Source organism: Larkinella insperata (assembly GCF_026248825.1).
In the GTDB taxonomy this organism is placed as follows: Bacteria; Bacteroidota; Bacteroidia; order Cytophagales; family Spirosomataceae; genus Larkinella; species Larkinella insperata.
Genome location: NZ_CP110973.1, coordinates 2,838,668 through 2,865,576 on the forward strand (window position 1 = coordinate 2,838,668; position 26,909 = coordinate 2,865,576).

Annotated in this window: 24 protein-coding genes; 11 read left to right on the plus strand and 13 right to left on the minus strand. The window is 53.7% G+C overall.

All coding sequences use genetic code 11. From position 1 onward, the window contains the following. Positions 1-37 precede the first annotated feature (37 nt). Positions 38-484: a PaaI family thioesterase gene (locus tag OQ371_RS11505; protein ID WP_265993913.1), complete on the minus strand. Its 447-nt coding sequence runs from the start codon at positions 482-484 to the stop codon at positions 38-40. Between the two features lie 142 nt (positions 485-626). Between OQ371_RS11505 and OQ371_RS11510 the strand changes: the two genes are divergently transcribed. The 3 genes from OQ371_RS11510 (at position 627) to OQ371_RS11520 (ending at position 2,782) form a co-directional block, all read left to right on the plus strand. Beyond that, the gene (locus OQ371_RS11510; RefSeq protein ID WP_265993914.1) at positions 627-1,418 is read left to right on the plus strand and encodes a phosphosulfolactate synthase; all 792 of its coding nucleotides are present in this window, start codon (positions 627-629) and stop codon (positions 1,416-1,418) included. A gap of 21 nt (positions 1,419-1,439) precedes the next feature. Next, positions 1,440-2,090, plus strand: coding sequence for a DedA family protein (locus OQ371_RS11515; protein ID WP_265993915.1), 651 nt, complete (start codon positions 1,440-1,442; stop codon positions 2,088-2,090). 113 nt (positions 2,091-2,203) lie between these two features. Continuing rightward, positions 2,204-2,782, plus strand: coding sequence for a peptidylprolyl isomerase (locus OQ371_RS11520; protein WP_265993916.1), 579 nt, complete (start codon positions 2,204-2,206; stop codon positions 2,780-2,782). A gap of 174 nt (positions 2,783-2,956) precedes the next feature. Here OQ371_RS11520 and OQ371_RS11525 read toward each other — a convergent pair whose 3' ends face one another. Continuing rightward, positions 2,957-3,151 carry a cold-shock protein gene (locus OQ371_RS11525; RefSeq protein WP_265993917.1) on the minus strand — a complete coding sequence of 65 codons (195 nt, stop codon included), beginning with the start codon at positions 3,149-3,151 and terminating at the stop codon, positions 2,957-2,959. A gap of 315 nt (positions 3,152-3,466) precedes the next feature. Here OQ371_RS11525 and OQ371_RS11530 point away from each other — a divergent pair, with 315 nt between their 5' ends. The 5 genes from OQ371_RS11530 to OQ371_RS11550 all read left to right on the plus strand — a co-directional run bounded on the left by OQ371_RS11530 (position 3,467) and on the right by OQ371_RS11550 (position 12,268). Then, positions 3,467-4,063: an RNA polymerase sigma factor gene (locus tag OQ371_RS11530; protein WP_265993918.1), complete on the plus strand. Its 597-nt coding sequence runs from the start codon at positions 3,467-3,469 to the stop codon at positions 4,061-4,063. 139 nt (positions 4,064-4,202) lie between these two features. Continuing rightward, positions 4,203-5,219, plus strand: a complete 1,017-nt coding sequence (locus OQ371_RS11535; protein ID WP_265993919.1) for a FecR family protein — start codon at positions 4,203-4,205, stop codon at positions 5,217-5,219. A gap of 57 nt (positions 5,220-5,276) precedes the next feature. Further along, entirely contained in the window at positions 5,277-8,705 is a 3,429-nt protein-coding gene (locus tag OQ371_RS11540) for a TonB-dependent receptor (protein ID WP_265993920.1), read from the plus strand. Positions 8,706-8,762: 57 nt separating this feature from the next. Then, a complete protein-coding gene (locus tag OQ371_RS11545; RefSeq protein WP_265993921.1) occupies positions 8,763-10,280 on the plus strand; it encodes a RagB/SusD family nutrient uptake outer membrane protein in 1,518 nt (505 codons plus the stop codon). 218 nt (positions 10,281-10,498) lie between these two features. Continuing rightward, positions 10,499-12,268, plus strand: coding sequence for an L-lactate permease (locus OQ371_RS11550; protein WP_265993922.1), 1,770 nt, complete (start codon positions 10,499-10,501; stop codon positions 12,266-12,268). A 72-nt stretch (positions 12,269-12,340) separates the two neighbouring features. Here the strand turns inward: OQ371_RS11550 and OQ371_RS11555 are convergent, their stop codons facing one another. Next, positions 12,341-12,583 carry a type B 50S ribosomal protein L31 gene (locus OQ371_RS11555; RefSeq protein WP_111626672.1) on the minus strand — a complete coding sequence of 81 codons (243 nt, stop codon included), beginning with the start codon at positions 12,581-12,583 and terminating at the stop codon, positions 12,341-12,343. A 486-nt stretch (positions 12,584-13,069) separates the two neighbouring features. Here OQ371_RS11555 and OQ371_RS11560 point away from each other — a divergent pair, with 486 nt between their 5' ends. After that, positions 13,070-15,529 carry a ribonucleoside-diphosphate reductase subunit alpha gene (locus tag OQ371_RS11560; RefSeq protein WP_265993923.1) on the plus strand — a complete coding sequence of 820 codons (2,460 nt, stop codon included), beginning with the start codon at positions 13,070-13,072 and terminating at the stop codon, positions 15,527-15,529. Positions 15,530-15,668: 139 nt separating this feature from the next. On the opposite strand, the gene OQ371_RS11565 is transcribed toward OQ371_RS11560, so the two are convergent. From OQ371_RS11565 to OQ371_RS11585, 5 genes are all read right to left on the minus strand, one after another. Further along, positions 15,669-16,070 (minus strand): HEPN domain-containing protein, encoded by a 402-nt coding sequence (locus tag OQ371_RS11565; RefSeq protein WP_265993924.1) that lies wholly within the window; start codon positions 16,068-16,070, stop codon positions 15,669-15,671. Then, the gene (locus OQ371_RS11570) at positions 16,067-16,393 is read right to left on the minus strand and encodes a nucleotidyltransferase domain-containing protein (RefSeq protein WP_265993925.1); all 327 of its coding nucleotides are present in this window, start codon (positions 16,391-16,393) and stop codon (positions 16,067-16,069) included. Before OQ371_RS11570 ends, OQ371_RS11565 begins: the two co-directional genes overlap by 4 nt. A 65-nt stretch (positions 16,394-16,458) precedes the next feature. Continuing rightward, entirely contained in the window at positions 16,459-17,853 is a 1,395-nt protein-coding gene (locus tag OQ371_RS11575) for a sulfatase family protein (RefSeq protein ID WP_265993926.1), read from the minus strand. A gap of 5 nt (positions 17,854-17,858) precedes the next feature. Continuing rightward, positions 17,859-19,367, minus strand: coding sequence for a sulfatase family protein (locus tag OQ371_RS11580; protein ID WP_265993927.1), 1,509 nt, complete (start codon positions 19,365-19,367; stop codon positions 17,859-17,861). A gap of 80 nt (positions 19,368-19,447) precedes the next feature. Beyond that, the gene (locus tag OQ371_RS11585) at positions 19,448-20,881 is read right to left on the minus strand and encodes a glycoside hydrolase family 30 protein (protein WP_265993928.1); all 1,434 of its coding nucleotides are present in this window, start codon (positions 20,879-20,881) and stop codon (positions 19,448-19,450) included. 67 nt (positions 20,882-20,948) lie between these two features. Between OQ371_RS11585 and OQ371_RS11590 the strand changes: the two genes are divergently transcribed. After that, positions 20,949-21,857: a DMT family transporter gene (locus OQ371_RS11590; RefSeq protein ID WP_265993929.1), complete on the plus strand. Its 909-nt coding sequence runs from the start codon at positions 20,949-20,951 to the stop codon at positions 21,855-21,857. A 56-nt stretch (positions 21,858-21,913) separates the two neighbouring features. On the opposite strand, the gene trxA is transcribed toward OQ371_RS11590, so the two are convergent. After that, positions 21,914-22,240 carry a thioredoxin gene (gene trxA, locus OQ371_RS11595; RefSeq protein ID WP_265993930.1) on the minus strand — a complete coding sequence of 109 codons (327 nt, stop codon included), beginning with the start codon at positions 22,238-22,240 and terminating at the stop codon, positions 21,914-21,916. A gap of 85 nt (positions 22,241-22,325) precedes the next feature. Beyond that, entirely contained in the window at positions 22,326-22,805 is a 480-nt protein-coding gene (locus OQ371_RS11600) for a YybH family protein (protein ID WP_265993931.1), read from the minus strand. A gap of 120 nt (positions 22,806-22,925) precedes the next feature. Between OQ371_RS11600 and OQ371_RS11605 the strand changes: the two genes are divergently transcribed. Continuing rightward, on the plus strand, positions 22,926-23,738 hold the full coding sequence (locus OQ371_RS11605; RefSeq protein WP_265993932.1) for a class I SAM-dependent methyltransferase: 813 nt from the start codon (positions 22,926-22,928) through the stop codon (positions 23,736-23,738). 50 nt (positions 23,739-23,788) lie between these two features. Here OQ371_RS11605 and OQ371_RS11610 read toward each other — a convergent pair whose 3' ends face one another. The 3 genes from OQ371_RS11610 to OQ371_RS11620 form a co-directional block, all read right to left on the minus strand. Continuing rightward, positions 23,789-24,715 carry an FKBP-type peptidyl-prolyl cis-trans isomerase gene (locus tag OQ371_RS11610; RefSeq protein ID WP_265993933.1) on the minus strand — a complete coding sequence of 309 codons (927 nt, stop codon included), beginning with the start codon at positions 24,713-24,715 and terminating at the stop codon, positions 23,789-23,791. 87 nt (positions 24,716-24,802) lie between these two features. After that, on the minus strand, positions 24,803-25,861 hold the full coding sequence (locus OQ371_RS11615; RefSeq protein ID WP_265993934.1) for an MBL fold metallo-hydrolase: 1,059 nt from the start codon (positions 25,859-25,861) through the stop codon (positions 24,803-24,805). A gap of 11 nt (positions 25,862-25,872) precedes the next feature. Further along, positions 25,873-26,859 carry a fasciclin domain-containing protein gene (locus OQ371_RS11620; protein ID WP_265993935.1) on the minus strand — a complete coding sequence of 329 codons (987 nt, stop codon included), beginning with the start codon at positions 26,857-26,859 and terminating at the stop codon, positions 25,873-25,875. Positions 26,860-26,909: the final 50 nt, after the last annotated feature.

Below are 26,909 nucleotides of genomic sequence, written 5' to 3' on the forward strand. Positions count from 1 at the left end.
GTAAAATCCGGTTTACGGCCTGACCGTAAACCGGATTTTAGTGTTTGGTGGACGTCTGGACCAGGTTGGAAGCGGCTTTGGCGATGATTCTGCCGTCTTCGTCTGTAATCAGGCATTCGGCGTGAATGATGTTTTTGCCCGCTCGCAAAACCCGCGACTGCGCGGTGATAATATCCCCCAGCTGGGCGCTGTGCAGGTAGTCAATGCTCAGATTCACAGAGGTGTACACGTACTCCCGGTTCAGTACAAAAACCGTGATGCCAATCAGGTCGTCGATGATGGCCGCCGTTGCTCCGCCGTGTAGAATCTGCATGGGATTGGTCATATCCTCCCGCACGGTGTATTCAATCGTCAGAGAGCCTTCTTCCACGGCCCGCAGCGTACCGTTCAGCCAGCGGCCCAACGGTGAGGGGCTCTGCTCCATATCCTGATCGATCAGGGATTGAAAAAAGAGTAAGCGCGGGTTCGTTTCGGATGTGGACATAAAGCGGAAATGTTTTTGTAAAAATAGCATTTAACCAAGTCGAATGGGGTTTAAGCAAGTATAATTTATGGATTTTCTTGGGAGGTAGCCGGACTTGTGTTACTTTTGGTCGTTTTTTGCGCCTATACGCTATCCCCTCACAATGAATTATACACTTTCCCATATTCCGGAAAGGACCCTGAAACCGCGTCAGCATGGCTTGACGATGGTGATGGATAAGGGCCTGAGTATCCGGCAAGTCGAGGATTTTCTGTCAACATCTGCCGGCTATGTCGATATCGTGAAGCTGGGCTGGGCAACGTCGTTTGTAACCCCCAATCTGAAAGAGAAGTTGCAAGTTTACAAGGATGCCGGAATTCCGGCTTATTTTGGTGGCACGTTATTTGAAGCGTTCGTGGTTCGGAACCAGTTTGATGATTACCGGCGGCTGCTGGATGTCTACGGACTGGAATTTGCCGAAGTTTCGGACGGTTCCATCGAAATGAAGCAGGACGAAAAGTGCGGTTACATCAGCAAGCTGGCCCAGCAGGTAACGGTTTTATCGGAAGTGGGGTCGAAAGACGAAGCCAAGATCATTCCGCCCTACAAGTGGATTCAGCTGATGAACGCCGAACTGGAAGCCGGAGCCTGGAAAGTCATCGGGGAAGCCCGCGAAGGCGGAACCGTCGGACTGTTCCGGTCGAGCGGGGAAGTGCGTCAGGGGCTGGTGGAAGAAATTTTAACGCAGGTTCCATCCGAAAAAATTATCTGGGAAGCCCCTCAAAAGGAACAACAGGTTTGGTTTGTCAAACTGCTGGGCGCTAACGTCAATTTAGGGAATATTTCTCCGAACGAAGCTATTCCGCTGGAAACCATCCGGTTGGGGCTTCGTGGTGATACATTTAGCCACTTCCTCAACGGCCTTGGGCAGAACGGTCTGGGGCCGCACCAATAATCAACCAAGTTACTCATTCATATGGAATTCATCCAGTCGGTTCTCGACTTCTTTCTGCACCTGGACAAACACCTGGCCGATATCATCAACGAATACGGCACGCTGACGTACGTTATCCTGTTTCTGATTATTTTCGTCGAAACCGGTCTGATTGTCATGCCCTTACTGCCGGGCGACTCGCTGTTGTTTGCCGCCGGAGCGCTGGCCGCTTCAACCGGGGCACTGGACGTTAAGCTCATGATTCCGTTGCTGATCCTGGCGGCTTTGATGGGCGATAACGTCAATTATTTTGTCGGTAAACTGCTCGGGAACCAGATAAAAATGAGGGAGCGAATTCTATTTTTTAAACGCGAATACATTACCGAGACCGAGAATTTCTACCACAAACACGGCGGCAAAACCGTCATTATGGCCCGGTTTATTCCCATCGTCCGGACCATCGCGCCCTTCGTGGCCGGGGCCGGAAGCATGAACTACACAAAATACATCGGTTACTGCATCGTTGGGGCGATCTTGTGGGTGGTGGGTGTTACCATGCTCGGCTACCTCTTCGGAAACATTCCAATCATCAAGAATAACTTTGAACTGGTCATCTTCGGCATCATTGGCTTGTCGATTGCGCCGATTATTTTTCAATTCCTCAAAACGAAGTTTCGTCGGGCCACGGCTTAATTCCTGACCGGCTTTGCAGACACCCGGGCGGTTGATCAGAGAGAGTTCTGGCAAGCCGCCCGGTTTTATTTTGGAATCAACCCATTTTCAAAAACTGTCAATCCGGTAAACCTATGCGCTTGACTGTACTTTGTCTGCTCGCGCTGCTCAGCGGTAATACCATTGCCCAACGCGTTCGGCTCGAAACCGATGCCGGTTCAATTCTGCTTGAATTGTACGCGGATAAAGCGCCCGGCACGGTGGCCAATTTCCTGCGGTATGTGGATGAGAAGCGGTACGACGGAAGCCGGTTTTACCGCGTGGTCCGGCTGGATAACCAGGCCAGTAGTCCCGTAAAGATTGAGGTAATCCAGGGCGGCCTGCAAAACGATACAATCCGGCAGTTACCGCCCATCCCGCAGGAAATCACCCAAACAACGGGTTTGAAGCACGTAGACGGTACGCTTTCATTGGCGCGTGGTAAACCCGACAGCGGAAGTTCAGAGTTTTTTATCTGCATCAACGACCAGCCCGAGCTTGATTTTGGCGGGAAACGAAACCCCGATGGTCAGGGCTTTGCGGCTTTCGGGCGGGTAGTGGAAGGGATGGACGTAGTGCGCCGGATTCAGCAGGGTGAAACGGGTTCTGATGCGGCTTCCGCGCAACTCCTCAAGACGCCCGTCACGGTCCGAAGTGCCCGGCGCGACCGGTAACGCAGCTTGCGTAGGGCATACTTCTTGCCGCCAATACGGTACCGCTTGCTGTTGCACATACTGTAAAGGCGAGTAAAATAGGAGGGGCTTGGAGGGGGCTGAGTTCCCGAGCTACTAAGAAAGCCGGTTAGCCCAGAAAGGAAGGGCTTCCATGCTAACCGGCCTTTCGTTTTTTTAACGAGCCAATTTTACGTTTTTGGCATTCAATCCTTTCGGTCCGCGCTCAACTTCGTACGTAACTTTGTCGCGTTCCCGTAACTGATCCTGGCAAGCAGATACGTGTACAAAAATGTCTCCACTCGCGTCATCGGGTACGATAAACCCGAATCCTTTGCTTTCATTAAAAAATTTAACGGTACCCGTTGGCATAACTTTGATAAATAAGATTGAGCCGTAAGGTAAGAGTTTCTGGCCGGTAGTTCCACATATCAGTGAAAAAATTATGTTAAGGCTCGCAAAACAGGTAAAATAATTTGGTAAATCGCCCCAAGTCCGAAGGTTCGTTTGTGAAGCCGCAGCTTCCTTACTGATTCATATTCATCCAGGTTAGGTACCGGCTCAGAAGCTCATGCTTTTGTTGTGATTATACGGTCTTTTTCTCATTGGAATGGTAGTAATATTACTGAAAAAAGTAATAATTTCGAGTCAAATTGTGATAGCGCGCCAACCTATACTAATAACCTGATGATGAAACGATACTACCAGGATGAAGAGGATATTGGCTTGTTTCAGCGAATGCAGCAGGATGACTCTCAGGCTTTCGAAGAAATTTATTACCGTTATTTCTTAAAATTATCTAATACAGCTTTCAAACGGCTTCAGGATCGGGCGGCAACCGAGGAAATCATTCAGGAATTTTTTGTCAATCTGTGGCTTAAACGGCATCGGCTGCCAGAATTGAAAAATCCCGAAAGCTACCTGCAAACCCTGCTGCGCAATTCCGTGATCGACTGGTTCCGGAGTCAAACCCGGCAGGATGGCTTTGCGGCTGAGCGAATGGCGCAACCCGACTACCAGATTGCCAATGCGACGGAACAGCAAATTTTGTACGCCGATTTGCAACGAGCCTACGAATCGACCGTCGGACAACTGCCCGATAAATGCCGTCAGGTTTACACGCTGCACCAGCGGGGATATTCGGTGAATGATATTGCCGAGCAACTCCAGATTGCTCCCAAGACCGTCGAAAGCCATTTGCTCAAAGCTCACACGACACTTCGTCACCTGCTGAAAGATTATTCAGCCGTAACCATCACCCTGGCCAGCCTGCTGATGGGCTGAAAGGATCCGGCAAAAACGGTGGACTCCTTTTTTAATTTTTTATAAAATTTCTACAGATCGACTAAGGTTTTCAGCCAGCTTATTCGTCTTAGGGTAAATAGATTGGATTTTAACGTCATAATCTATTAACCTGCGTAGGATGAAGAACAATTACCCGTCACCTGAATTGCTGGAAAAATACCTCGCTGGCCGCTGCTCTCCCGAAGAGGCCCGTCAGGTTGAGCGTTGGTATGACTCATTCGAGAACCGTCAGGATTTGGCACAGACACATCCTGAAACCGAGGAGTCGGCTCATTCCGAGCGGATGCTTAAACAAATTCAGGAGCGCATCGAAGCCCACGAATCCGGCCTGAAGTCGGTGCGTCGGCTGTGGCCGGGCAAAAACTGGCTTTGGACCCTGAGTGGCGTAGCGGCAGCGGTCATTGTTCTGGCAGTGGGCGTCTGGCAATTTCAGCGTCCGGAGCAGGCGGAAAAGCCCCGGTTCGTTGCTCCGCTAACGTCCCAACTGATTACCCTGGAAAATAAAAGCAAGACCATTCTGCGCCACGAACTGGCCGACGGCAGCGTCGTGTGGCTCAGTCCGGCAACGAAACTGCGGGTTCCGCAGCGGTTTGCGTTGTCCGTTCGGTCGGTGCAACTGGAGGGGGAGGCTTTTTTTGAAGTTCGCCGGGATACCACCCGCCCGTTTGTTATCCAGACCGGAAAGCTCAAAACCGAAGTGCTGGGCACGACCTTCAACGTGCGCGCTTACCGCAACAGTCCGCGATTCGAGGTGTCGGTTGTCACGGGGAAAGTAGCCGTCAGTGTGGCCGACCAGAAGAAAATTCTGCTGACAGCCCGGCAACAGGCTTTTTTCAATCCGTCAGCTGAATCACTGGCGAAAACGGGCCTTCCCCGTTCGGCCAAACCCAAGCTCTGGGAGCCCACCACGATTGCGTTCGAATGGGCGTCGCTGCGGCAGGTTGCTGACGCACTGGAAGAAACATTTGGCGTTCGGATTGTCTTCCGCAACCCGGCGCTTCGAAACTGCAAACTGCGGGCGGATTTTACCAACATGCGGCTGCCCGCTATTCTGAATCTACTCTGTAAAACAACCGATATGTCCTATACCCTCGATGGTCAGCAGATTGCACTTGACGGTCCGGGCTGCTTTTAAACGTGCGCTTTTTGTAATAAAACCCCAATTCTTTAACCTGTTTCACTAAACACTGCTATGAGCAATCAATTCTACGCCCCACCAGGCGGCAATGCATCACCGCTCCGGTTGACCTTCGTGCAACTGCTTCTGGTGATGATCTTGTCCTCTGCATCCTTCGCCGGCCATCGGCCCGGTCAGGATGAATTGAGTCGGAAAGTAGCCCTGAAGGTAGAAAACGTAACCCTGCGGGATGCCTTGCTGCAGATTGAAAAAAAGGCAAACATCAAATTTGTATTCAGTAGCCGTATTGTTCAGGAGCAGCGCGTGAGCTTCCAGACACAGGGAGGCCGGTTGGCCGACGTGCTGGACAAGATGCTGATGCCGCTGGGCATTTCGTACGAATTGGTGGACAATCAGATTGTCTTGTCCAAAAGGGAAACCGCAGCCCCGGCCACGGCAAGCCTGGTGGCTGAACCAACCGTGAGCGTAAAGCGGCCGGAAGCCGTTGCGTTTACGGTGCGGGGTGTGGTGAAAGAAGCCAACGGAGCGGGTCTTCCGGGCGTGAACGTCGTTGAAAAAGGCACCAGCCGCGGAACGAACACCAACGCTGATGGGGCTTTCCAACTGGATGTAACCGACGGAAACGCCACGCTGGTGTTTAGCTCCATCGGATATGGGAAACAGGAAGTAGCGGTCGGCAACCGCAGTACGATTGACGTAACGATGGAATCGGATAATCGCAACCTGGACGAAGTGGTTGTGATTGGTTACGGAACCGTGCGCAAGAGCGACCTGACTGGTTCTGTGGGGGCTATTAAAGGAGAAAAATTGCTCGATCGGCAGGCTGCGAACATTGGGCAGGCATTGCAGGGACGGCTGCCGGGTGTTGATGTTTCCGTCAACTCGTCGGCTCCGGGTTACCAGCCCCGGGTCCGGATTCGGGGGGTCGGTTCGATCAACTCCAGCCTGGAGCCGCTGTACGTGGTCGATGGAATCATTGGGGTAACAAACGCCAACCTGATCAACCCGAACGACATCGAGTCCCTGGAAGTCCTGAAAGATGCATCGGCCACCGCTATTTACGGAGCGCGGGGTGCAAACGGTGTAATTATCATCACGACCAAGCGTGGTAAATCCGGCCAAACGCAGGTTTCTTACGATACCTGGGGTTCCTACATCACCCCGGCCAAATACCTCGGCACGCTGTCGGCCGACGAGTTTATGTCGGTTTACAACAAAGCATACGACAACGCGCAGAAGTACGACCCGGAAGGTTTTGCCAGCGGAAAGTACGTGCGGAACGATCCGAAAAACTTCCCGAATCTGTTCGATGCAAACGGACGGCCCCTTTACAACACGGATTGGGAGCGGCAAGTGTACAGACCAACCTGGGCGCAGAACCACGAACTGGGGGTGCGCGGTGGTACCGAGAAAACGTCTTATAGCTTGTCGCTGGGCTACACCGATCAGGGCGGTCTGATGCTGAACTCCTGGTTTAAACGGTATTCGGCCAAGTTTACGCTGGACACCGACGTGAAAAAGTGGCTGAAACTGGGCGGAAGCATGTTCCTCAACCGGACGAATCAGCGCGAAGTGGACGATGCATCCGGCGGGTTGAACGTTCCGCGGATGGTGATGGAAGCGATCCCCATTCTGCCTACTCAGTATCCCGATGGAAGCTGGGGCCGGAACAAAGACTGGCCGGGCATGGAAGGCGGGGAAAACCCGGTTCGGATTGCAAACCAGCGCCTGCGGATCAATCCCAAAAACCAGATGCTGGGTCAGATTTATTCGTTGCTGACCTTTACGCCGGACCTGACGCTGCGGAGCAACTTCGGTTACGAACTGAAGTTCGAGAAAAACAACTTCTATTCGGGCCGCGACCTCAACGCGCTTTCGGCTGACCAGCGGGGAGTTGCCGATATCTGGAGCAACCAGGAATATTACTGGCAGTTTGAAAATTACCTGAACTACAACAAAACCATCAACAACGACCACACAATTTCGGGGTTGGCGGGTTTGTCGTGGCAGAAACGCTCGTGGGAACGGTATCTGGCAGCGGCACAAAATTTCATTGACGACTTCTGGGGCTACCATAACCTGGGCGTCGGTACGAGCTTGCAGAAACCCTCTTCCGAAGATCAGGAGTGGAGCCTGAACTCGTATTTTGCCCGTTTGAACTACAATTACAAAGATCGGTATCTGGTTACGTTTACGGGTCGGTACGACGGGGCGTCGAAGTTTGGGGCCAACAACAAATACGCGTTCTTCCCCTCGGCGGCTGTTGCCTGGAACGTGAGTCAGGAAGAGTTCCTGAAATCCGTTTCCTGGCTGTCGAACCTCAAACTGCGGGCCAGCTACGGGAAAACCGGTAACCAGGAAATCGGGCAGTACCGTTCGCAGCAATTCCTCGGTACGGGCGATGTGCTGCTGGGCGGGGTGCGTCAGACCGGTATCTGGCAGAGCTCGTTCGGTAACCCGGATCTGCGCTGGGAGTTCACCAACCAGCTCGACATTGGCGCCGACATCGGTCTGCTCAACAACCGCATCGACCTGACGGTGGACTACTACCACAAGATCACGAAAGATCTGCTGCTGGATGCCCCCATTCCGTGGTCAACGGGTTTAGGGGTGGTCACGCAAAACATTGGTTCGGTTGAAAACAAAGGGTTGGAAATTGGTTTGAACAGCCGGAACGTCGCGACGGAGAATTTCTCCTGGACGACCAACGTGGCTTTCTCGACCAACAGAAACAAAATCCTGAAATTAGGTATCAACAACGACGATATTTTCCCGGGACCGTGGTTCCTCGGCCAGACCAACATTCTGCGCGTCGGCCAGCCCATCGGTACGTTCTGGGGCCGCAAACGACTGGGCACGTTCAGCACGGCGGAAGCGGATCTGGCGGCCAAGTACAACCGGCTGCCGGGTGATATCAAATGGGCGGATTTGAACAACGACGGTAAAATCGACGGATCGGACGAAACCATCATCGGACGGGCCTATCCCAAGTGGAACCTGAACGTAGGGAACACCTTCCAGTTTGGCAAGTTTGACCTGTCGTTCGACATTCGGTTTGTCATGGGTGTCAATACCGTCAACGCTACGAAACACTCGGTGGAAGACCGTCAGGCCATCGCCAGCAGTTCGCGGAGCGTTCTGGGAGCCTGGACACCCGAAAACCAAAACAGCATGATTGCCGAAATTCGCCATTACAACGCCGGTTATGATACCGCTATGGACGACTGGTGGATGGAAGACGGCTCGTTTGTTCGGGGTCAGAACATCGTGTTTGGCTACTCGCTGCCCAACAAAATCGGTAAACTCAATTTTCAACGGCTGCGGGTGTACGCCAGTGCGCAGAACTTCTTCCTGATTTCGAAGTATTCGGGGTACGATCCGGAAGCGTTGACGGCTTTTGGCGGACAGCTGATTCAGAATATTGAGTTTTTCCAGTATCCCCGGCCCCGGACTTTCAGCCTTGGTTTGAATGTTCAGTTCTAATCGTTCAACGTCCAGCGGATTCGTCAATCGAAAACGCCGGGCTTCAACTCTGCAACAATGAAAAAACATATTATGTATACCCTGGCGGCTGTTGGTTTGACGCTGACTTCCTGCGAGGACTTTTTGAAAGAAAATCCGACCGGTTCGCTGACCACCTCGTCGCCGGTATCCAGCCCGGAAATTGCCCGCGCTTTTGTGAACGGCGCTTACTCGACCATCGGCACCTGGAACAACGGCGGTGGGGGCTGGGGCGGCAACAACGCATCGCTGCTCGAATTCATGACGGGCAAAGCCGACGGCAACTCCCAGACCGAAGCGTTCAAATTCTTTAACCTCGAATACGACGCCCGCGCGTTTTACATCGACAACTGGTGGTCAGGGCTGTATGCCGGCATTGCCCGGGCAAACCTGGCCGTTCAGAAGCTGGGCGATTTTTCGACGCTGCCCGCGGCTACCAGAACCAACATGATTGCAGAGGCCAAAACCATGCGGGCGCTCTACTATTTTCAGTTGGTTCGGATGTTCGGCGATGTACCGAAAATTACCTCCCAGATTACGGAGTTGGGCCAGGTGCAGACGCCCCGTTCGCCCGTGAAGGAGATTTACGACGAAATTATCATTCCGGACCTGCTGGAAGCCGAGAAGTCAACCCTGCCCTGGCGCGATACCGACGGTAGAATCTCGATGGGGGCCGTCAAATCCATCCTGGCTGATGTGTACCTGACGTATGCGGGTTATCCGGTCAGAGGAGGCAACCAATACTACGCGGAGTCGGCCAAACGCTCGAAAGAAGTAATCGACAACGGTACGTACAGGCTGTTTACGGAGTACACGGACATGATCAACCCGGCGAACCGCAACCAGGGGGAATTCATTCTGCAGGTGCAGCACGAGAAAGACATCCGGCACAACGGCATGACGCCGGTAACGCTGCCCGCCTTCCGGGGTATTGCGGCTTACGCGGATGAATACGGCGGGCTGATTCCGCGCAAAGAGTTTGTGGAAAGCTACGAGAAAGGCGACAAACGCACGCAGGAAAAGCAGTTCTACTACACGTATTACAAAGGACACCCGTCGGATTACCCACTGGGCGATCCGCGTCGGGATTCCCTGGCCCTGGGCGGTTACTACATTTACAAGTATTTTGACAAACAAGCCGTTGACAACGACGCCAAGGCCAACATCAACTACACGATTTACCGACTGGCCGATGTGATGTTGATGTTCGCCGAAGCGTCGAACCGGGCAACAGGCGCTCCGAATGCAGCAGCCCAAAAGGCGCTCAACGACGTTCGGGCGCGGGCCAAACTGGCTCCGGTGACGACGACGAACGTGGATGCGTTTGAGCAGGCTGTTTGGGCGGAACGGTATTACGAACTGGCTTTTGAAAGCAAAATCTGGTTTGATATGATCCGGACCCGGAAAGTGCGCAACGATGTTACCAAGCGCTGGGATGATTTCGTGGGCCACACGACGGTTTACGGCAAAACCTTCACGGCCAACCAGCTCCTGCTGCCAATTCCGAAGCGCGAGATCGACAACAACCGCAATCTCCAGCAGAACGCCGGTTTCTAATTTTCTGACGTATCCTAAACCCGACCCCGCTGGATGTTTTCAGCGGGGTTTTTTCTTGGGAGCCGGAATGGCAATTCAAAGGCTTGCTGCTGAGTGGAACGCTCAATCTGATTAGAAAACAAGCGGTTGTGTCTTTGTCTACGCGGAGGAATGCCCGGATTCGTCGGCATCCGGCTGGTTTGGCTCCTTTCACTGTATTCCTAAACGCCCTGATTACCATGAAGTGGACACAGGTTATCGATCCCTTCCATAACATTGCCTTGTCCGTTCTGGTGGCGGCCGTGCCCATTCTCTTTATTTTCTGGGCGTTGATCGTCAAAAAGATGAAGGGCTATCAAGCCAGTCTGATGGCCACGGTGCTGGCGGCCCTCATTGCCCTGCTGGTGTACGGAATGCCGGCAAAACTGGCCGTTTTGTCCATCGGGCACGGGGCGCTGTACGGTTTGTTCCCGATTTGCTGGCTGGTTATCATGTCGGTTTTTCTTTTCAATCTGACCGTCAGAAGTGGGCAGTTCGAGATCATCAAGCATTTCATGGCCTCCATCACGGGCGACCGGCGGCTGCAGGCCCTGCTGATTGCTTTTTCGTTTGGCTCGTTTCTGGAGGGAACCGCGGGTTTCGGCGCACCGGTTGCCATCACGGCGGCCATGCTAGTGGGGTTGGGGTTTAACCCGCTTTATGCTTCCGGAATCTGCCTGATTGCCAACACCGCCCCGGTGGCTTTTGGCTCCATCGGTATTCCCATTACCGTAGCCTCGCAGGTTTCCGATATTCCGGAGATGCCGATTTCGCAGATGGTGGGCCGCACGTTGCCCATTCTATCCATCATTCTGCCGTTTTACCTGGTAACGCTGGTGGCGGGTTTCAAACGGGCGACCGAGGTTTTTCCGGCGGTGCTGGTGTCGGGAGCGTCGTTTGCCTTCCTGCAGTGGTTTTCGTCGAATTACCTGGGGCCTTCATTGCCCGATGTGATTGCCGGATTGGGGTCGATCATCTGCCTGATGGTTTTTCTGCGCTTCTGGAAGCCCAGGAGCGTCTGGCGTTTTGCCAACGAACCAGCACCGACCCTCCTAACGACCAGCGCCTACACCAGCGGACAGATGCTGCGGGCCTGGTCGCCGTTTATCGTGTTGACGATCACCATCATTGCCTGGGGAATGCAGCCGATCAAGGATGTGCTGAATTCGTGGGGGGCGTTTCAGTTTGACGTGCCGGGGTTGCACAACGCCATTCTGGGGCAGGACGGCAATCCGATTCCCAAAATCTTTAAAGTAAACTACTTATCGGCTGCCGGAACCGCCATTCTGCTGGCCGATTTAATCGCTATCCCGCTCGTGGGGCTGACCTACCGCCAGGGTGCTCGGATTCTTGCGGATACGCTCAGTCAGCTGAAATTCCCGATTCTGACGATTGCCGCTGTGCTGGGATTTGCCTACATCGTCAACGATTCCGGCATTACGCTAACGCTGGCGGCTGTTCTGGCCAATACTGGCTCCTGGTTTCCGTTTTTTGCGCCCGTACTGGGTTGGCTGGGTGTTTTCATCACCGGTTCCGATACGTCGGCCAACGCCCTGTTTAGCAAACTTCAGTACGCTACGGCGCAGACCATCGGCGTTGATCCGGTCGTAACCGTGGCCGCCAACGTGTCGGGGGGCGTGGTCGGGAAAATGATTTCGCCCCAGTCCATTGCGGTGGCGGCTGCGGCTGGTGATCTGGTCGGGAAAGAGTCGCAGCTTTTTCGCTTTACGGTCGCGCATAGCTTCCTGATGCTGATCATCATTTGTTTCATTACGCTGGCACAGGCGTACGTGATTACCTGGATTATTCCGGCTTACGAAATGCTGACCAGTAAAAAAGCCGTTGCTGCCCCGGATCTGTCGAAAGGTTATGTTTACCTGCTGATTCTGGCGGTGCTGCTGGTGGTGCTCTGCGTGGTGGTCCGGCGGCTAAGCGGGCGCAAAAAGGAAGAATCCGCCCTGGCTGGCTAGGCATTTAAGAGGTAAAAGCAAAAGCCGTCGCCCGGAATACGGGCGACGGCTTTTTCGATGCGTTCAGTGCGGTTATTTCTTACCGTACCGCTTCAAGAACTTGTCAACGCGACCTGCGGTGTCGAGCATAACGTTCTTACCCGTGTAGAAGGGGTGAGATTCCGAGCTTACTTCGACTTTAACCACTGGATACGTGTTGCCTTCAAACTCAATCGTTTCTTTCGTTTGAATGGTCGAGCGGGAAAGAAATTTGTGATCGCTGGTCAGATCCCAGAACACAACATCTCTGTACTCTGGATGGATGCCTTTTTTCATGACAATATAAAAAATACAAAAAATGAATCAGTTGTTGAATGTCTTGCCACCGACGCCTTGGGATAGAGTGGTGGATTTTAAGGACTGCAAAGATAAGGACTTTCTAATTGGTTTACAACCCCTTCGCTAGCTTTTGTTTCAACAAAAAAAGTATGTTAATCCAGATTGATTTTTTATGGCTTTTTCGTCAATTTGGCTAACAATTCAGTAAGAGTCAGGGTTTTAGCCCTGGGTGCCTACCATTCACTAAAATTATCCTATCAACTTTTTTAGGCCCATTTTCCGGTAGGGTTTCGGTAAGTGGTTCTGAGTAAGGTCTTAACAGTTTCTTAACATCACCGAAGGTTAGAATATTTCTAAGTTAGTAGGACGCGGGCGAACATTAGTCTTTGTTTTGTTGTACTAGTGCTTAGTACCTTTAAGAATCGAATCTGAGTTAATTCATATCATTCATACATTTACAATACACCATCCCATAACATAACTATGTACGTAATCAAGCGTGACGGCCGCAGGGAATCGGTCAAACTCGACAAAATCACCGCACGGATTGAGAAACTGTGCTACGGTTTGGACCCCGCTTATGTGCAACCGATCGAAGTGTCGATGAAGGTGGTCAACGGGATCTACGACGGCGTAAAAACCACCGAGCTGGACAACCTGGCGGCTGAGACGGCGGCTTCGATGACGACCCGCCACCCGGATTACGCGATTCTGGCGGCCCGGATGGCCATCTCGAATTTACATAAAGAAACCAACAAGTCGTTTTCGGGAACCATCAAACGGCTTTACAATTACGTCGATCCGAAAACAGGGGAAAATGCCGCCCTGATTTCGAAGGAAGTCTACGATGTAGTTCGGAAAAATGCCGCCCTGCTTGATTCAACGATCATCTACGACCGCGACTACGGTTATGATTACTTCGGCTACAAAACGCTGGAAAAATCGTACCTGCTGAAAATGGACGGCAAGATTGCCGAGCGGCCGCAGCACATGCTGATGCGGGTGGCCGTCGGTATCCACATGAACGACGTGGAAGCCGCCATTGAAACCTACAATCTGCTGTCGGAAAAGTGGTTTACGCACGCAACGCCGACGCTGTTCAACGCCGGAACGCCCAAGCCGCAGATGTCGAGCTGCTTCCTGCTAACGATGAAAGACGACAGCATCGAGGGCATTTACGATACGCTGAAACAAACCGCCAAGATTTCGCAGTCGGCGGGTGGTATTGGTCTGAGCATCCACAACATTCGGGCAACGGGTACCTACATCAAAGGCACGAACGGAACCTCGAACGGGATTATCCCGATGCTGCGGGTTTTCAACGATACGGCTCGCTATGTTGATCAGGGCGGTGGCAAGCGCAAAGGTTCGTTTGCGGTGTATCTGGAACCCTGGCACGCGGATATTTTCGACTTCCTGCAACTGAAGAAAAACCACGGAAAGGAAGAGCTCCGCGCCCGCGATTTGTTCTACGCCCTCTGGGTACCGGACCTGTTCATGAAGCGGGTGGAAGAAAACGATGTGTGGTCGCTGATGTGTCCGCACGAGTGTCCGGGTCTGGCCGATACGCACGGGGATGAGTTCGTCCAACTGTATGAGCAATACGAGCGCGAAGGCCGGTATCGTCGGCAAATCAAGGCGCAGGACCTGTGGTACGAGATTTTGGAATCGCAAACCGAAACCGGAACGCCGTACATGCTGTTCAAGGATGCGGCCAACTCGAAATCGAATCAGAAGAACCTCGGTACGATCAAGTCGTCGAACCTTTGTACGGAAATCATCGAGTATACGGATGCCGACGAAGTAGCGGTGTGTAACCTCGCGTCGATTGCCCTGCCGAAGTACATTACGAAAGGCGAGGACGGTATTCTGCGGTTCGACCACCAGAAGCTGTACGACATCACGAAGGTGGCCACCAAGAACCTGAACAAGATCATCGACATCAACTACTATCCGGTCGAAGAAGCCCGTCGGTCGAACATGCGCCACCGGCCGATTGGTCTGGGCGTTCAGGGGTTGGCCGATGCGTTCATCATGCTGCGGATGCCGTTTGAATCGGAAGAAGCGAAGCAGTTGAACAAAGATATTTTCGAAACCATCTATTTTGCCGCCATGACTGCGTCGATGGAACAGGCAAAGCAGTATGGACCGTACGAAACCTGGAAAGGCTCACCGATTTCGCAGGGCATCTTCCAGTTTGATATGTGGGGTGTGAAACCCGAATCAGGTCGCTGGGATTGGGAATCGCTGCGGAAAGAAGTGGTGCAGCACGGCGTTCGGAACTCGCTGCTGCTGGCTCCGATGCCGACGGCTTCAACCAGCCAGATTCTGGGTAACAACGAGTGTTTTGAGCCGTTTACGTCCAATATCTACGTTCGTCGCGTCTTGTCGGGCGAGTTCGTGGTTGTGAACAAGTACCTGCTGAAAGACCTTGTGAAACTCGGCATGTGGAACGATCGCATGAAAAACATGTTGATTTCCGCCAACGGCTCCGTGCAGGAGATTCCGGGCATTCCGCAGAACATCAAGGATCTGTACAAAACCGTTTGGGAGATCAAGCAGAAAACCGTTATTGACATGGCTGCCGACCGGGGTGCGTACATCTGCCAGTCGCAGTCGCTGAACATTCACATGGTGGATGCCAACTTCGGCAAGCTGACGTCGATGCACTTCCACGCCTGGAAGCGCGGTCTGAAAACCGGTATGTACTACCTGCGCACGAAAGCCGCTGCCGACGCCGTGAAGTTCACGGTCGAAAAGCAGGCCGATGCCCAACTGGAGCCGGTGCTGGTCGAAACGATGGAAAAGCCGCTAAACTACGAGAAATACGCCCAGGAAGGGGCCGCTGCCCAGCCGGTGCAGGTCAGCGAAGCCGAAGCTGCCTATGCCGCGATGATCTGCTCGCTGGATAATCCGGAAGGCTGCGAAGCTTGTGGAAGCTGAGAAATAAATTGTTCTATCTAGTCAAAAAGCCCTGTTTTTCGGGGCTTTTTGATTTTAGGGCAGTGATTCCCAGGAACGTTGATTTTGGTGGGATTCTAGATACACGAAAATTAGGTAGTATTAATTGATGCTTAAGAGCTTAGCTTGCAAGGCTATGTAATGGATCAGCAAGTAAACTTTTGATTCGCTGAATAAAAGATTCCGCATTGTCAATAACTAGATCAGCGTCCTGCGCATTTGCTTCAAAACGTATTTCATAATCACTCAACTGCCGCTGGCGAAAAACATTTGAAAGCATTCGGCCGTATTCGGGCTCAAGCAAGCCGCCCTTAATAAAGTGCTTGGAAAACAGCATTGATAGACCCTTGTGGGTGACTGTGGTTTCGCCTTTAGTTAACAAAGCCGCTTCTGCGGCATAAAACATGGCATAATACGCTCGGGAGATTGATGCTTCGTAACTTTTTCGCTCAAAATAAAGGTATTGAGCGTCTTCTAACGCTCTATCAGACTTTTCTAGTAGAAGAGTAATCAGGTCATTCATAAAGCCCTGCCTTCCCTCTTAACATTGTGATACAAAGGACTAGCAAGCCTATTAAATTGCTTTTGGGTAGTTGGAACAATTTGAATGAGTTTTTCATGAGTTAATTCCAAGTCAAACGTGAAGTTTCCCATTGCCTCTAGTTCTTTAAAAGGAGAGATTGTTTCGTCTTTCAGGACAACCAGAATATCTACATCCGAATACTCACTAGCTTCTCCACGAGCGTAAGAACCAAATAGATACAGCGCGGCAAGACGGTCCTGATAAAGCCGTCGAGCTTCTTCCTTAAAAGAAGTTAATAAAGATTGGATGCTGCTTTGGTCCATACGTGTTTAACAACAATTTAAGAATACGGTTTCAGGCCGCAAGTAGTATTTTCCAATTACACCAGTTACTTCTTCGGCAGCCAGATTTTCTCCTCGGGATATTGCCCCTGGTCGTTCGTCTCCCGAACCCACACGTCCAGAATCGTTCGCATTTTGTCCCGGGTTTTCCGGTGTTGGGGCGATGCCGCCAGATTGGTTAGCTCGTGCGGGTCGGCCTGCAGGTCGTACAGTTCCTCGGCGGGTTTGGTGGGAGCCACAAACAGCGCCTGGGCGGGCGTGAGCTTACCCTGCCGGTGGAGTTCTTTCAGCAGGTTCCACATCGGGTATTCGTTTTCTTTGTAGGCGTTGGGCTGCATGTACGGCACCTCCGGGCGGTAATTCCGGATGTATTTAAACCGTTTGTCGCGCACGCAGCGCATCTTATCCACGGTTTCGTCCATGCGGTCACGGGCGGCAATGATGTAGTCCCGCTTTTTAGCCTCTTTGCCCAGCATCACCCGTCCGTCCAGGTAGGCCGGGGGCGCAATCCCGGCCAGTTTCAGAATCGTGGCCGAAACATCAATGGCACTAACCAGATCGGTGTTGACTTGCCCGGCCTTCAGGTGGCCCGGCCAGCGGATCATCAGCGGCACGTGAATACCCCCCTCGTACAGAAACTGCTTGTCGCGGGCGTGGCAGCGGCCGTTGTCGCCCGAAAAAATGACCACGGTGTTCTCGGCAATGCCTTCGTCTTTCAGGCGTTGCAGGATTTTCCCGACGTAACTATCCATCAGTTGAATGGATTCCAGGTAGGTGGCCCAGTCGGCGCGGGCCACGGGATGCTCAGGATAATACGGCGGCAAGACCACCTCTTCGGGCCGGATGTGCGGTTCATGCTGCTTGACAACGGTTTTCCAGGCTTTGCCCCGGTGGGTTTCGTCGATAGTCAGTTGGGCAAAAAACGGCTGACCCGGTTGGCGCTGGTTCCAGTCGGTACCGTCGAAAACCGGGTGATCCGGCCGGAAATTGAAGTCGGTTTTGGCCGGACTGGCCACGCCCGGCGCGGCCGTTTTTACGTTAACGGTGTAGTAACCGGCCTGCCGCAGGTAGTCCGTGATGGGCTTGACGGGGGCGGGCAGCTTATAGCCGTCGTCGCGGTGACTGCGGTGGTTGTGCGCCCCAATGCTGGTCTGGTACATGCCGGTGATCATGGCCGACCGGCTGGGCGAACAAACCGGGGCCGTCGTAAACGCATTCGTATACCGGACACCGTCCTTCGCCAGTTGATCCAGATTCGGCGTCTGCACCACCGGCGTGCCGTAGCAGGCCAGCTCCGTTGAAATGTCCTCCGACAGAATCCAGAGAATGTTCGGGCGCTGCGTGAACAGCGGTTCCTCGGCTGGCTGAACCGAAACGGACAGGCCGGAGCTCAGGAGCAGCAGCAAAACGGCCAGCCCGTAAAAAGCAGTCTGTTTTTTCATGGCCGTTATTTTTGATCGTTCCCCCGCGCTGTTTTCAGCAAATCGGCCAGTTCCCGAACCACCTGCGGATGCTGTTCGGCCCGGTTTCTCGTTTCGCCCAGGTCCGCCTTTAAATCGTAAAGCTGGGGCTGCGGGTCGTATCCAGATTCGGTATTGGTGTGGACCATGACCTTCGGTCCCCGGCTGGGTTCGATGTATTTCCAGTTGCCTTTCACCACCGAAAGCGTGTTGTTCAGAGCCTGTTCAATAACATACTCCCGGCCTTTGCGGTCCTTCCCGAGAAAACTGTCGAGGGTATTGCGGCTATCGGTGGCTTCGGTCGCTCCCAGTTTCTGACCCGTCAGAGCGGCCAGCGACGCCAGCAAATCCACCTGACTCAGCAGGGCGTCGGATGTACCGGCTTTCACCCGGCCGGGCCAGCGCACGATGAACGGCACCCGCGTACCGGCGTCGAAGGCGCTGTATTTGCCGCCCCGCAGCGGTCCCGACGGTTTGTGGCCGCTTAGTTTTGCCACGGCATCGTCTTGATAACCGTCATCCACCACCGGGCCGTTGTCGCTGCTGATGATGACCAGCGTGTTATTTTTGAGTCCCAGCCGCTCGAGCGTTTTCATTACTTCGCCCACGCACCAGTCCAATTGCAAAATGGCGTCGCCCCGCGGTCCCATACCGCTTTTGCCCACAAACCGGGAGTGCGGCATCCGGGGGACGTGAATGTCGTGGGTAGAGAAGTAGACGAAAAACGGGTTTTTCCGGTTGCGCTCGATAAACTGGGCCACTTTGCCGGTGAGCACGTCGGCCATTTCTTCGTCTACCCAGCGCGCGGCTTTTCCACCTGTCATGTAACCGATCCGGCTAACTCCGTTAACAATTGTCTGGTCGTGGCCGTGGGAATACATCATCTTCAGCAGTTCCGGATTCGCCTTGCCGGTGGGTTCGGTCCCGATGGGGTCTTTGTAACTGACCTGCACCGGATCGCCCGGGTCCAGACCAACAATGCGGTGGTTTTCAACGTACACACAGGGCACGCGGTCGCCGGTGGCCGGGAGCAGAAAGGAGTAATTAAAACCGATTTCCAGTGGCCCCGGCTTGATGTCGCCGTTCCAGTCGGGGCCGCCTTTGGGGCCAAGTCCCAGGTGCCATTTTCCGACAACGCCGGTTTGGTATCCCGCCTGTTGCAGCATCCCCGGCAACGTTACGCGGTCGGTCGGGATGAGGAGCGCGGCATCCCCGGGCGCAATCCCGGTGCCAGTTTTACGCCAGGCATACTGGCCCGTCAGGAGCGAATACCGCGAGGGCGTGCAGGTGGCCGAGGTCGCGTGGGCGTTCGTAAACCGCAGTCCTTCGGCGGCCACCCGGTCGATGTGGGGCGTTTTAATTTTCGTCGCTCCGTAACAACTTAAATCCCCGTAGCCTAGGTCATCGGCGTAAATCAGGACGATATTGGGTTTCGGCTGAGCGTGGGTAAACACCGTAAAAAGGGCGAAGACGAACGACAGAAGCGTTTTTTTCATAAGAGCGCAAAGCGGTTTAGGCAAATGCAAGTTACTAATTCCCGGTATTCACGAAAGCAATCCGCGTCAATACGCGCACCTTACCAGACGTACGTCCCCACCGATCCCGCCGGTAAACGGGTTGTGAGGCTTTTCCCCTGAAAACGAACCGCGAAGGTTTGTGCTGTTTCGCTATCATTCAGGACCACCAGCGCCCGGCGCCCGTCCGGGGTTTTGAAAGCAACGTTGGGCAGATTCGGCGGCAGGTTCGAGGCAATCCGGATGGAGCCCGGCCTGACAAACTTGGACGCCGACGCCACGATGTAATAGGCCGGATTGCGGGTTACGGTATTGCCGTCGATGGTCAGGGCACCCAGGCAGCGGTCGCAGCCGCCCACCGTATGCGGGTTCTGCTGCGGATCGGCGGCCAGATTCCACTGCAAAACCGTGCGTGCCCAGTTGCGGGTTGCCCCTACAATCAGGTTTTTGACGTGCCAGTTCAGATCACCCTTCAGGTTGCCGGGTGCGCCAATCCACTGCTCGGTGAAGTAAAGGCTCTTGTCGGGATGCGCCTTATGAACCTCCGACAACGCTTCGATTGGGCCCGCATACAGGTGAAAAGCCGACCCATCAACGTACGGACGGACCTCCGGGTCGTTTAAGATGGTGATGGGGTAATCCGGTCGGTCGGCGTTGTGATCGTACAGCACAATCTTGGTGTCGATGCTGGCGGTTTTGAACGCTGGCCCCAGGCTTTTCTTGATAAACACAGCCTGTTCTTCCGGCAGCATCAGCAGACTCGGGTTGTTGCCCGGATGCAGCGGTTCGTTCTGAATCGTGATTGCGTCAATCCGGATGCCTTCCGCTTGCATGCCCTGAATGTATTTGACAAAATAACGGGCGTAGGCGTCATAAAACTCTGGTTTTAGGCTGCCGCCTTTCGAATTGCCGTTGGTTTTCATCCAGGTCGGCGGTGACCAGGGCGAACCCAGAATTTTGATGGCCGGATTAATCGCCAGAATCTGTTTCAACACCGGAATCAGGTGCGGCCGGTCGGGGTCCAGACTGAACCGGGCCATTTCGGGGTCGGTCTCTCCCTCGGGCAAATCGTTGTACGAAAAAACGCGCTCGTCCAGGTCCGACGCGCCAATGCTGATCCGCAGGTAACTCACACCAATGTTTCTGCCGTCGGTGGCAAATAATTCTTTAAGCAAAGCCGCCCGCTCCGGTGCGCCCATCCGGTTGATGAGCATGGCGCTACCGCCGGTTAGGGTGTAGCCAAAACCGTCGATGGGCTGGAACGTCTGCTGGTCGTTCACCTCAATGGTGGGTTGCTGGCCGGTTGCGTTGCCGAAAGAAAGGGCGGTATTTTGCTTCTCGAACAGAGCCGACTGGTCGGGGTTGATCAGCCAGAATTCCGCGGTTCCGGCTTCGGGGCGGTTGGGTGTTTGCCGTCGGCAGCCGGTTTGAAGCAGGAGGAAAACCGGCAACATCAGGCTCACCAGCACGGTTTGGGAGCGCATTTGTCTTTTCATTTCTTTCGTGAGTTAACGTGGTTTTGTGGCCGCCAGTCATTGGCAGAACAGGCACGACTGACTACCTTTGGCTTCGTCCACCATCTGCATTTGCACCTCCATGTCGGCCCGGCTGAGTCTTTTCATTGGTATTCTTTGCATCAGTATTTTTCCGATTTTGGTGCTGGTTACGCCCATATCCGGCATCAGCGACGCTTTTTACCGCATGAGCATCGCTACCCTGCTCATCTGGCCGTATGTTCTCATTCGCCGAAAATGGAGCGGGGCAGTGTTTCGGTACTGGAAGCCGATTGTCATCTGCGGTATTTTCTTCGCATCCGACATCGCCGTCTGGAATCTCTCATTTCGGTATTCATCCGCTACGCAGGCCAGCCTGCTCACCAATCTGTCGCCCATCTGGGTTGGCATCTGGGCTTTTCTGTTTTTTCCCGAAAAGCCGAGCCGCTACTTCTGGGTGGGAACCGCCCTGGCGCTGGTCGGGCTAGTGCTGCTGATGGGAGTTGAGACTTTTCTAACCATGCAGTTCGACAAAGGTTTCATCCTGGCCGTTCTCTCGGGTCTGTTTTATGCCGGATACATCGTCGTGAGCAAAACGGTGCTGAGCAAGGTGCCGATCCTGAATTTCATGACGTGCAGCATGACGGTTTCGAGCGTTTATCTCCTGGGTGTCTGTCTGGTGATGGGGGAGCCGCTGTGGGGCTTCGAACCGCGCGTCTGGGGCTTGTTGACGGTTCAGGCTCTGGTGTGCCAGTTGCTGGGATGGTTTGCGGTTAGCCACGCCCTGCGCTTCATCGATGCGCAGCAGGTGTCACTGAGCTTGCTGAGTCAGGCCGTGGTGACCGGCTTTCTGGCGTGGCTGTTGATTGGCGAGAAAATTACGTTCCAGATGATTCTGGGTGGCCTGGTCATTCTGCTGGGCATCGCCGTCACGTTCCGACGCACCCGTCCGGCCGGACCGCCCGCCGATCCGGTTTAGTTCGCAAAACCGTTGGGACAACTCAGCCGGTTGGGAAGGAGTAAGGCGTGGGTGAGTTAGCCGATGACCGGCCGCACCATCGTTTCGAGCTGCTGCAACGACAGAACGCCTGATTTTCGCCAGATGATTTTTCCTTTATGGAACAGGATCATCGTCGGTACGCTCTGGATCTGATACGTACTCGACGCCCAGCGGCTTTTATCTACATCGACCTTGATAACGCGGAGTTTGTCACCCGTCCGTTCAGCAAGTTGTTTCAGCGTGGGAGCCAGCACTTTACAGGGGCCGCACCAGTCGGCGTAAAAGTCAACCAGAACGGGTTTTTCACCGCGAATAATGTCGTGGAATGATTCGGTTTGGGTACCGGTTGTGGCGTTGTTCATGGCAAAATACCGGGCAAAAGAGACACCGGCAAGACCATAACAACGCGAGTTGCCAGGAAGTTTTGCCGGTGCCGGTAAATACGCGCTATTTGGCCGCCTGGCTCGCCAGGGTACTTAGGTTGGTCAGGGCCGTGACATGGATAATCTTCCACTTACCGCCGATTTTTTCAACCACCCGCGATTCTTTGGAGTCAGTTTTCCCGTGGCTGTCCAGCAGCGTCTGGTCGTACCATACAAACGCCATGTTACCGTTCTGATGAATCGTATAATTCGAATTCTTGACGGTGACATTGTCGGCCGGTCGCCCGCTTTTGAACTGACTCCTGAACTGCTTTTCCATATTATCCCACCCTTTGATCAGGGTAAAATCGCCACCGTACAGATTAGCCGCAAAGGAAATGTAAGGCGTATGTGCCCAGCAATCGGCCCATTTTGCCTTGTCGCGTTTAAAAAAACCCACCGTTTCGTTGTAGAGAAGAGCTTTGATGGCCGCTTGATCATCCTGCCCCCAGACGGGCAGCATTGGGCCAACCAGAACGACGCATAAAATAAGGAGCTTTTTCATGATCGTATCAGGGAATGGTGTCAATGAATTTACGCCGTTTTATGGTAATAATCAAACAATATATTGTATTTTATTTGTTCATATGTGAGGTATCGTCCGCAATGCATACATTGGATTCTTATGTCGAACGAAACTGCTAACCGCCGGGCTGCCATGCCCACCGTTGCCAATCCGATCCTGGAGCGCCGGACCGTTGAAAACAGCAACCGTAATTTGTTAAAACACCTGCAGCCCGGCCTTGCGGTGCTGGATGTGGGCTGCGGATCCGGAGCCATCACGCGCGGCATTGCCGAACGAGTAGGGCCGCAGGGCCGTGTCCTGGGAATCGATCCGGGTGAAACGCTAATTGCTGACGCCCAACGGCATACTGCTGAGGTGCCGCAACTGGCGTTCCAACAGGCGGATCTGTTTAACTTCGAGACGGATGAGCGCTTCGATATGGTCACCTGCGCCCGCGTATTGCAGTGGCTGAACCGGCCGGAAGAAGCTCTGGTGCGCATGAAAAATCTGCTGAAACCCGGCGGTATTCTGGCCGTGCTGGATTACAATCACGAGCGAATCGAGTGGTCGCCCGAACCGCCCGCGGCCATGCAGACGTTCTATGCCGCTTTCCTGAAATGGCGCCAGGATGCCGGTTTCAACAATGCCATTGCCGACCATCTGCGGGACCTTTTCGAGCGCAACGGGTTGGAGGAGGTAACGGTCGAAACGCAGTTTGAAATTAGCCGGAAAGAAGATGCCGGTTTTTCCGTTGCGAGCCGTATCTGGGCGGAGGTAGCCGAGATACGCGGACCGCAGTTGGTCAGAGACGGCTATATTTCGGAAGAAGAGCGCTTGCGGGCGATTGAGGAGTACGATCAGTGGATTGCCACCACCGGCGAATCGATGCAACTGTATTTGCTGGCGGTTGAAGGACGGATGAGCCAGCCGTGAGAAAAATTGAGGGCCATTCCGTTTTTAGACGGAATGGCCCCGCAGATTTCTTATTTAACTGACTTCACGGTTATTTCGTAAGCCAGTGGCGTATAAGGCGCTACTACGTACGTACCCGACTGGTTGATACTGCCTTGTGAGCCATAACCGAGGGCGGAAGGAAACACCAGCCAGGCTTTGTCACCTACGCTCAGGGCTTCAACACCTTTGTCAAAACCGGTTATGTACTGACCGGAACCAAGTTTGAACGTGAGTGAGTCGCTTTTGCTGAAGGCGGTGGTCGCCCGGAACATATTGGCGGTGAACGCAACGGTTACGGTCTTTCCGGCGGTGATTTTTTCGCCCGTTCCCTGCGTTGTTTTGTACACCCGAACTTTGTTCGTATCAGCCGGTATACCGGAAGCGACCAGGATCGGGTTAGACAGTTTTTTAATTCTCACGAAATCGTCGATCTGCTGCATTTCCGTCCGTGAACGTTTGAGCTGCACATCAAAAATAATGGCGCTGTAGGCTGGCATCTTGCCATCCCGGGTGTCGTTGCCAAAACCAATGTTGGAAGGAATATACAACCGGCCTCTCTGTCCTTCTTTCATCAGCGACAAGCCTTCCTGCAGACCCGGAATCACCACACCAGACAAAAAGGGAATGTAAACCGATTTGGTCCGGTTGGCCGTGTCTACCACAACCGCCCGGCTGGTGTTACTCGGATCAATATACGATAAAACATAAGTAAATTCGAGCTCTTCACCCCCTTTGGTTTGCTTCGCGCCCGAATTAGCCGGGGTGATGATGTGGTATAAACCCGTTAGCGTTGACGTTACAGAATCTTGTAGTTTGTTGGCAAGAAGGTAATTTTTGATTTCCTGATCGTTGCGTTGGGCCTCAACGAGGCCGGCATTATCAAGGTTTTTCATGCAGGAGGCCATACCGACCCCAAGTAGTAAGGTAATGAGGATACTGAATTGTTTGGACTTCATGCTCACGATAAAAAGAATGAATTGATAAAGTAGTGACTACAGCCAAGGACCCCGGCGGTGGTTAAACCGTTGCAATCACCCAGAAAATTACGGCACTAACCGGCCTTCTCCTTCCGGTAACGTCCAGAACCGCTCGGCAAGCTCGGGGCGGTTGCGGAGGGCTTTGCGGAGTTCATCCACGGGTTCGGTCTCGCCGTCGTCGGCCAGTGGAAAAGTGCCGTAATGAATCGCCACGCTCTGCTGCGAACGAACGTCCTCGTGAATCTGAACGGCTTCGGCGGGTGAGCAGTGGATGGGTGACATAAACCAGGTGGGCCGGAAGGCACCAATCGGAATCAGCGACAGGCGCATGGGGCCGTACTGCTCGCCGATTTTCTTGAAAAAGGTACCGTAGCCTGTATCGCCAACAAAATACAGCTTCCCGGCCACCCGGCTGTCGATCACAAAACCACACCAGAGCGTTGCGTCACGGTCGAACATGCCACGACCGGAGAAATGCTGCGCCGGAACGCAGTGGATGGTTGTGCTGTCGTTGTAGACCTGCGAACCGTTCCAGTCCATCTCCGTGACGTTTTTGCAGCCCTGTTCTTCCAGAAACGCTTTAACCCCCAGCGGACAATAAACGTTTGGCTGGTCGCGCTGGCAAATTTTCTGAACGGTTTTGATGTCGAGGTGATCCCAGTGGTTATGGCTGAGCAGCAAAATGTCAACTTTGGGGACATCCTCAAACCGGATACCGGGCGGGCGGTGCCGCTCGGGGCCGATCCACTGGTAGGGGCTGGTGCGGTCGTACCAAACCGGGTCGGTTACCACGTTCAGGTTGTCAAACTGGAGCAATACCGTCGAGTGATTAACAAACGTAACCCGGACCTGCGATCCGGCCACGTGAGCCGGTGGGGGAGGGCCGGGCGGCACAAGGTGGAAAGGACCCCATTCTTTTTTGTCCCGGCTCGACAACATCCACTGGAGGGCTTCGGTAAAGCCCTTGGCCTCCGCGCCGTTGTAATTGTGAAACCGTTTGCCGTCGAAATGATCGCTCACTGGACCCTGGTAGCCCGGTGCCGAAATGAGATACCCGATGGTCAGAAGGACGACGACCGCAACGACAATGAAAAGCAGCAGACCCAGGAAAATCTTCGGATACATAGCGGGCGTGCTTACAACAGTACCTTATCAATTTTGTGAATCACGCCGTTCGTTGCGGTCAGATTGGCCCGGGTAACGACCGCTGGCGAGGCAATGCCATTGCTTTTTACGGTCACAACCGTGCTGTCCGACCTGAGCGACAGCTTACCGGTGCTGTAGGCGGTCAATTCCCCCGTTTTGAGGTCGTTGGAGTAAAGCCGCCCCGGTACCACGTGGTTGGCCAGCAGCGTAGCCAGGGTGGTGAGCGGTACTTTGTTGATGGTGTCGGGGGTGCTGAGGTTCAGCGCCCGAAAAGCGTTGTTGGTGGGCGCAAAAGCCGTGTAGGCATCCGTACCCGTCAGCACGCCCGCCAGCGTTGGGTTTTCGGCGGCAACCCGCAGGGCGGCCGTACCGAGCAGCGACAAACTGGTATCGGCCGCAACAACGCCCACCAGCGTACCACCACCGGTACCGGGCGGGGGCGGAGAGAGCAGGTGATCAATGATGTGGATAACTCCGTTGGCAACCTGAACATCGGGCGTAACTACCCTGGATCCGTTCACAAACAAACCGGCGGACCCGTTGGTGATGTACAAAACCGTGGGTTGATTGTTCAGGGTCAGGGAAGTCTGAACGGGTTTATTGTTTTCCATCGGAAAGCCGGACGAAGCCACCGCGGCTTTCAGGACATGGTATTGCAGAATGGCGGTTAGCTGTTCCTGCGGCAGGTTGGCCAGCGCCGAGGCATCCGTGATGCCGGAAGCCTGAAAGGCCGCGTCGTTCGGAGCAAAAAACGTCAGGTTTGGATTCTTGAACGCATCGAGCTGGCCCGCCTGCCGGATGGCCGCTTCCAGAATGGTAAAATCGTTGCTTTCAACAATGTAGTCGGCTATCGTTTTGGGCTGAGCAGAAGCATTTTCGTCTTCGGGACCGCAACTGGTTGTAAACACGGAAATAAGGGCCAAAACCGCCAGTGTCAGGGTACGGACCTGGAAGGCAAAAAAGATCGGTTTTTTCATGTAAATGCTATCAATTATTGAAGATTAAGTGCCTGCTCCGGTCAGACGGA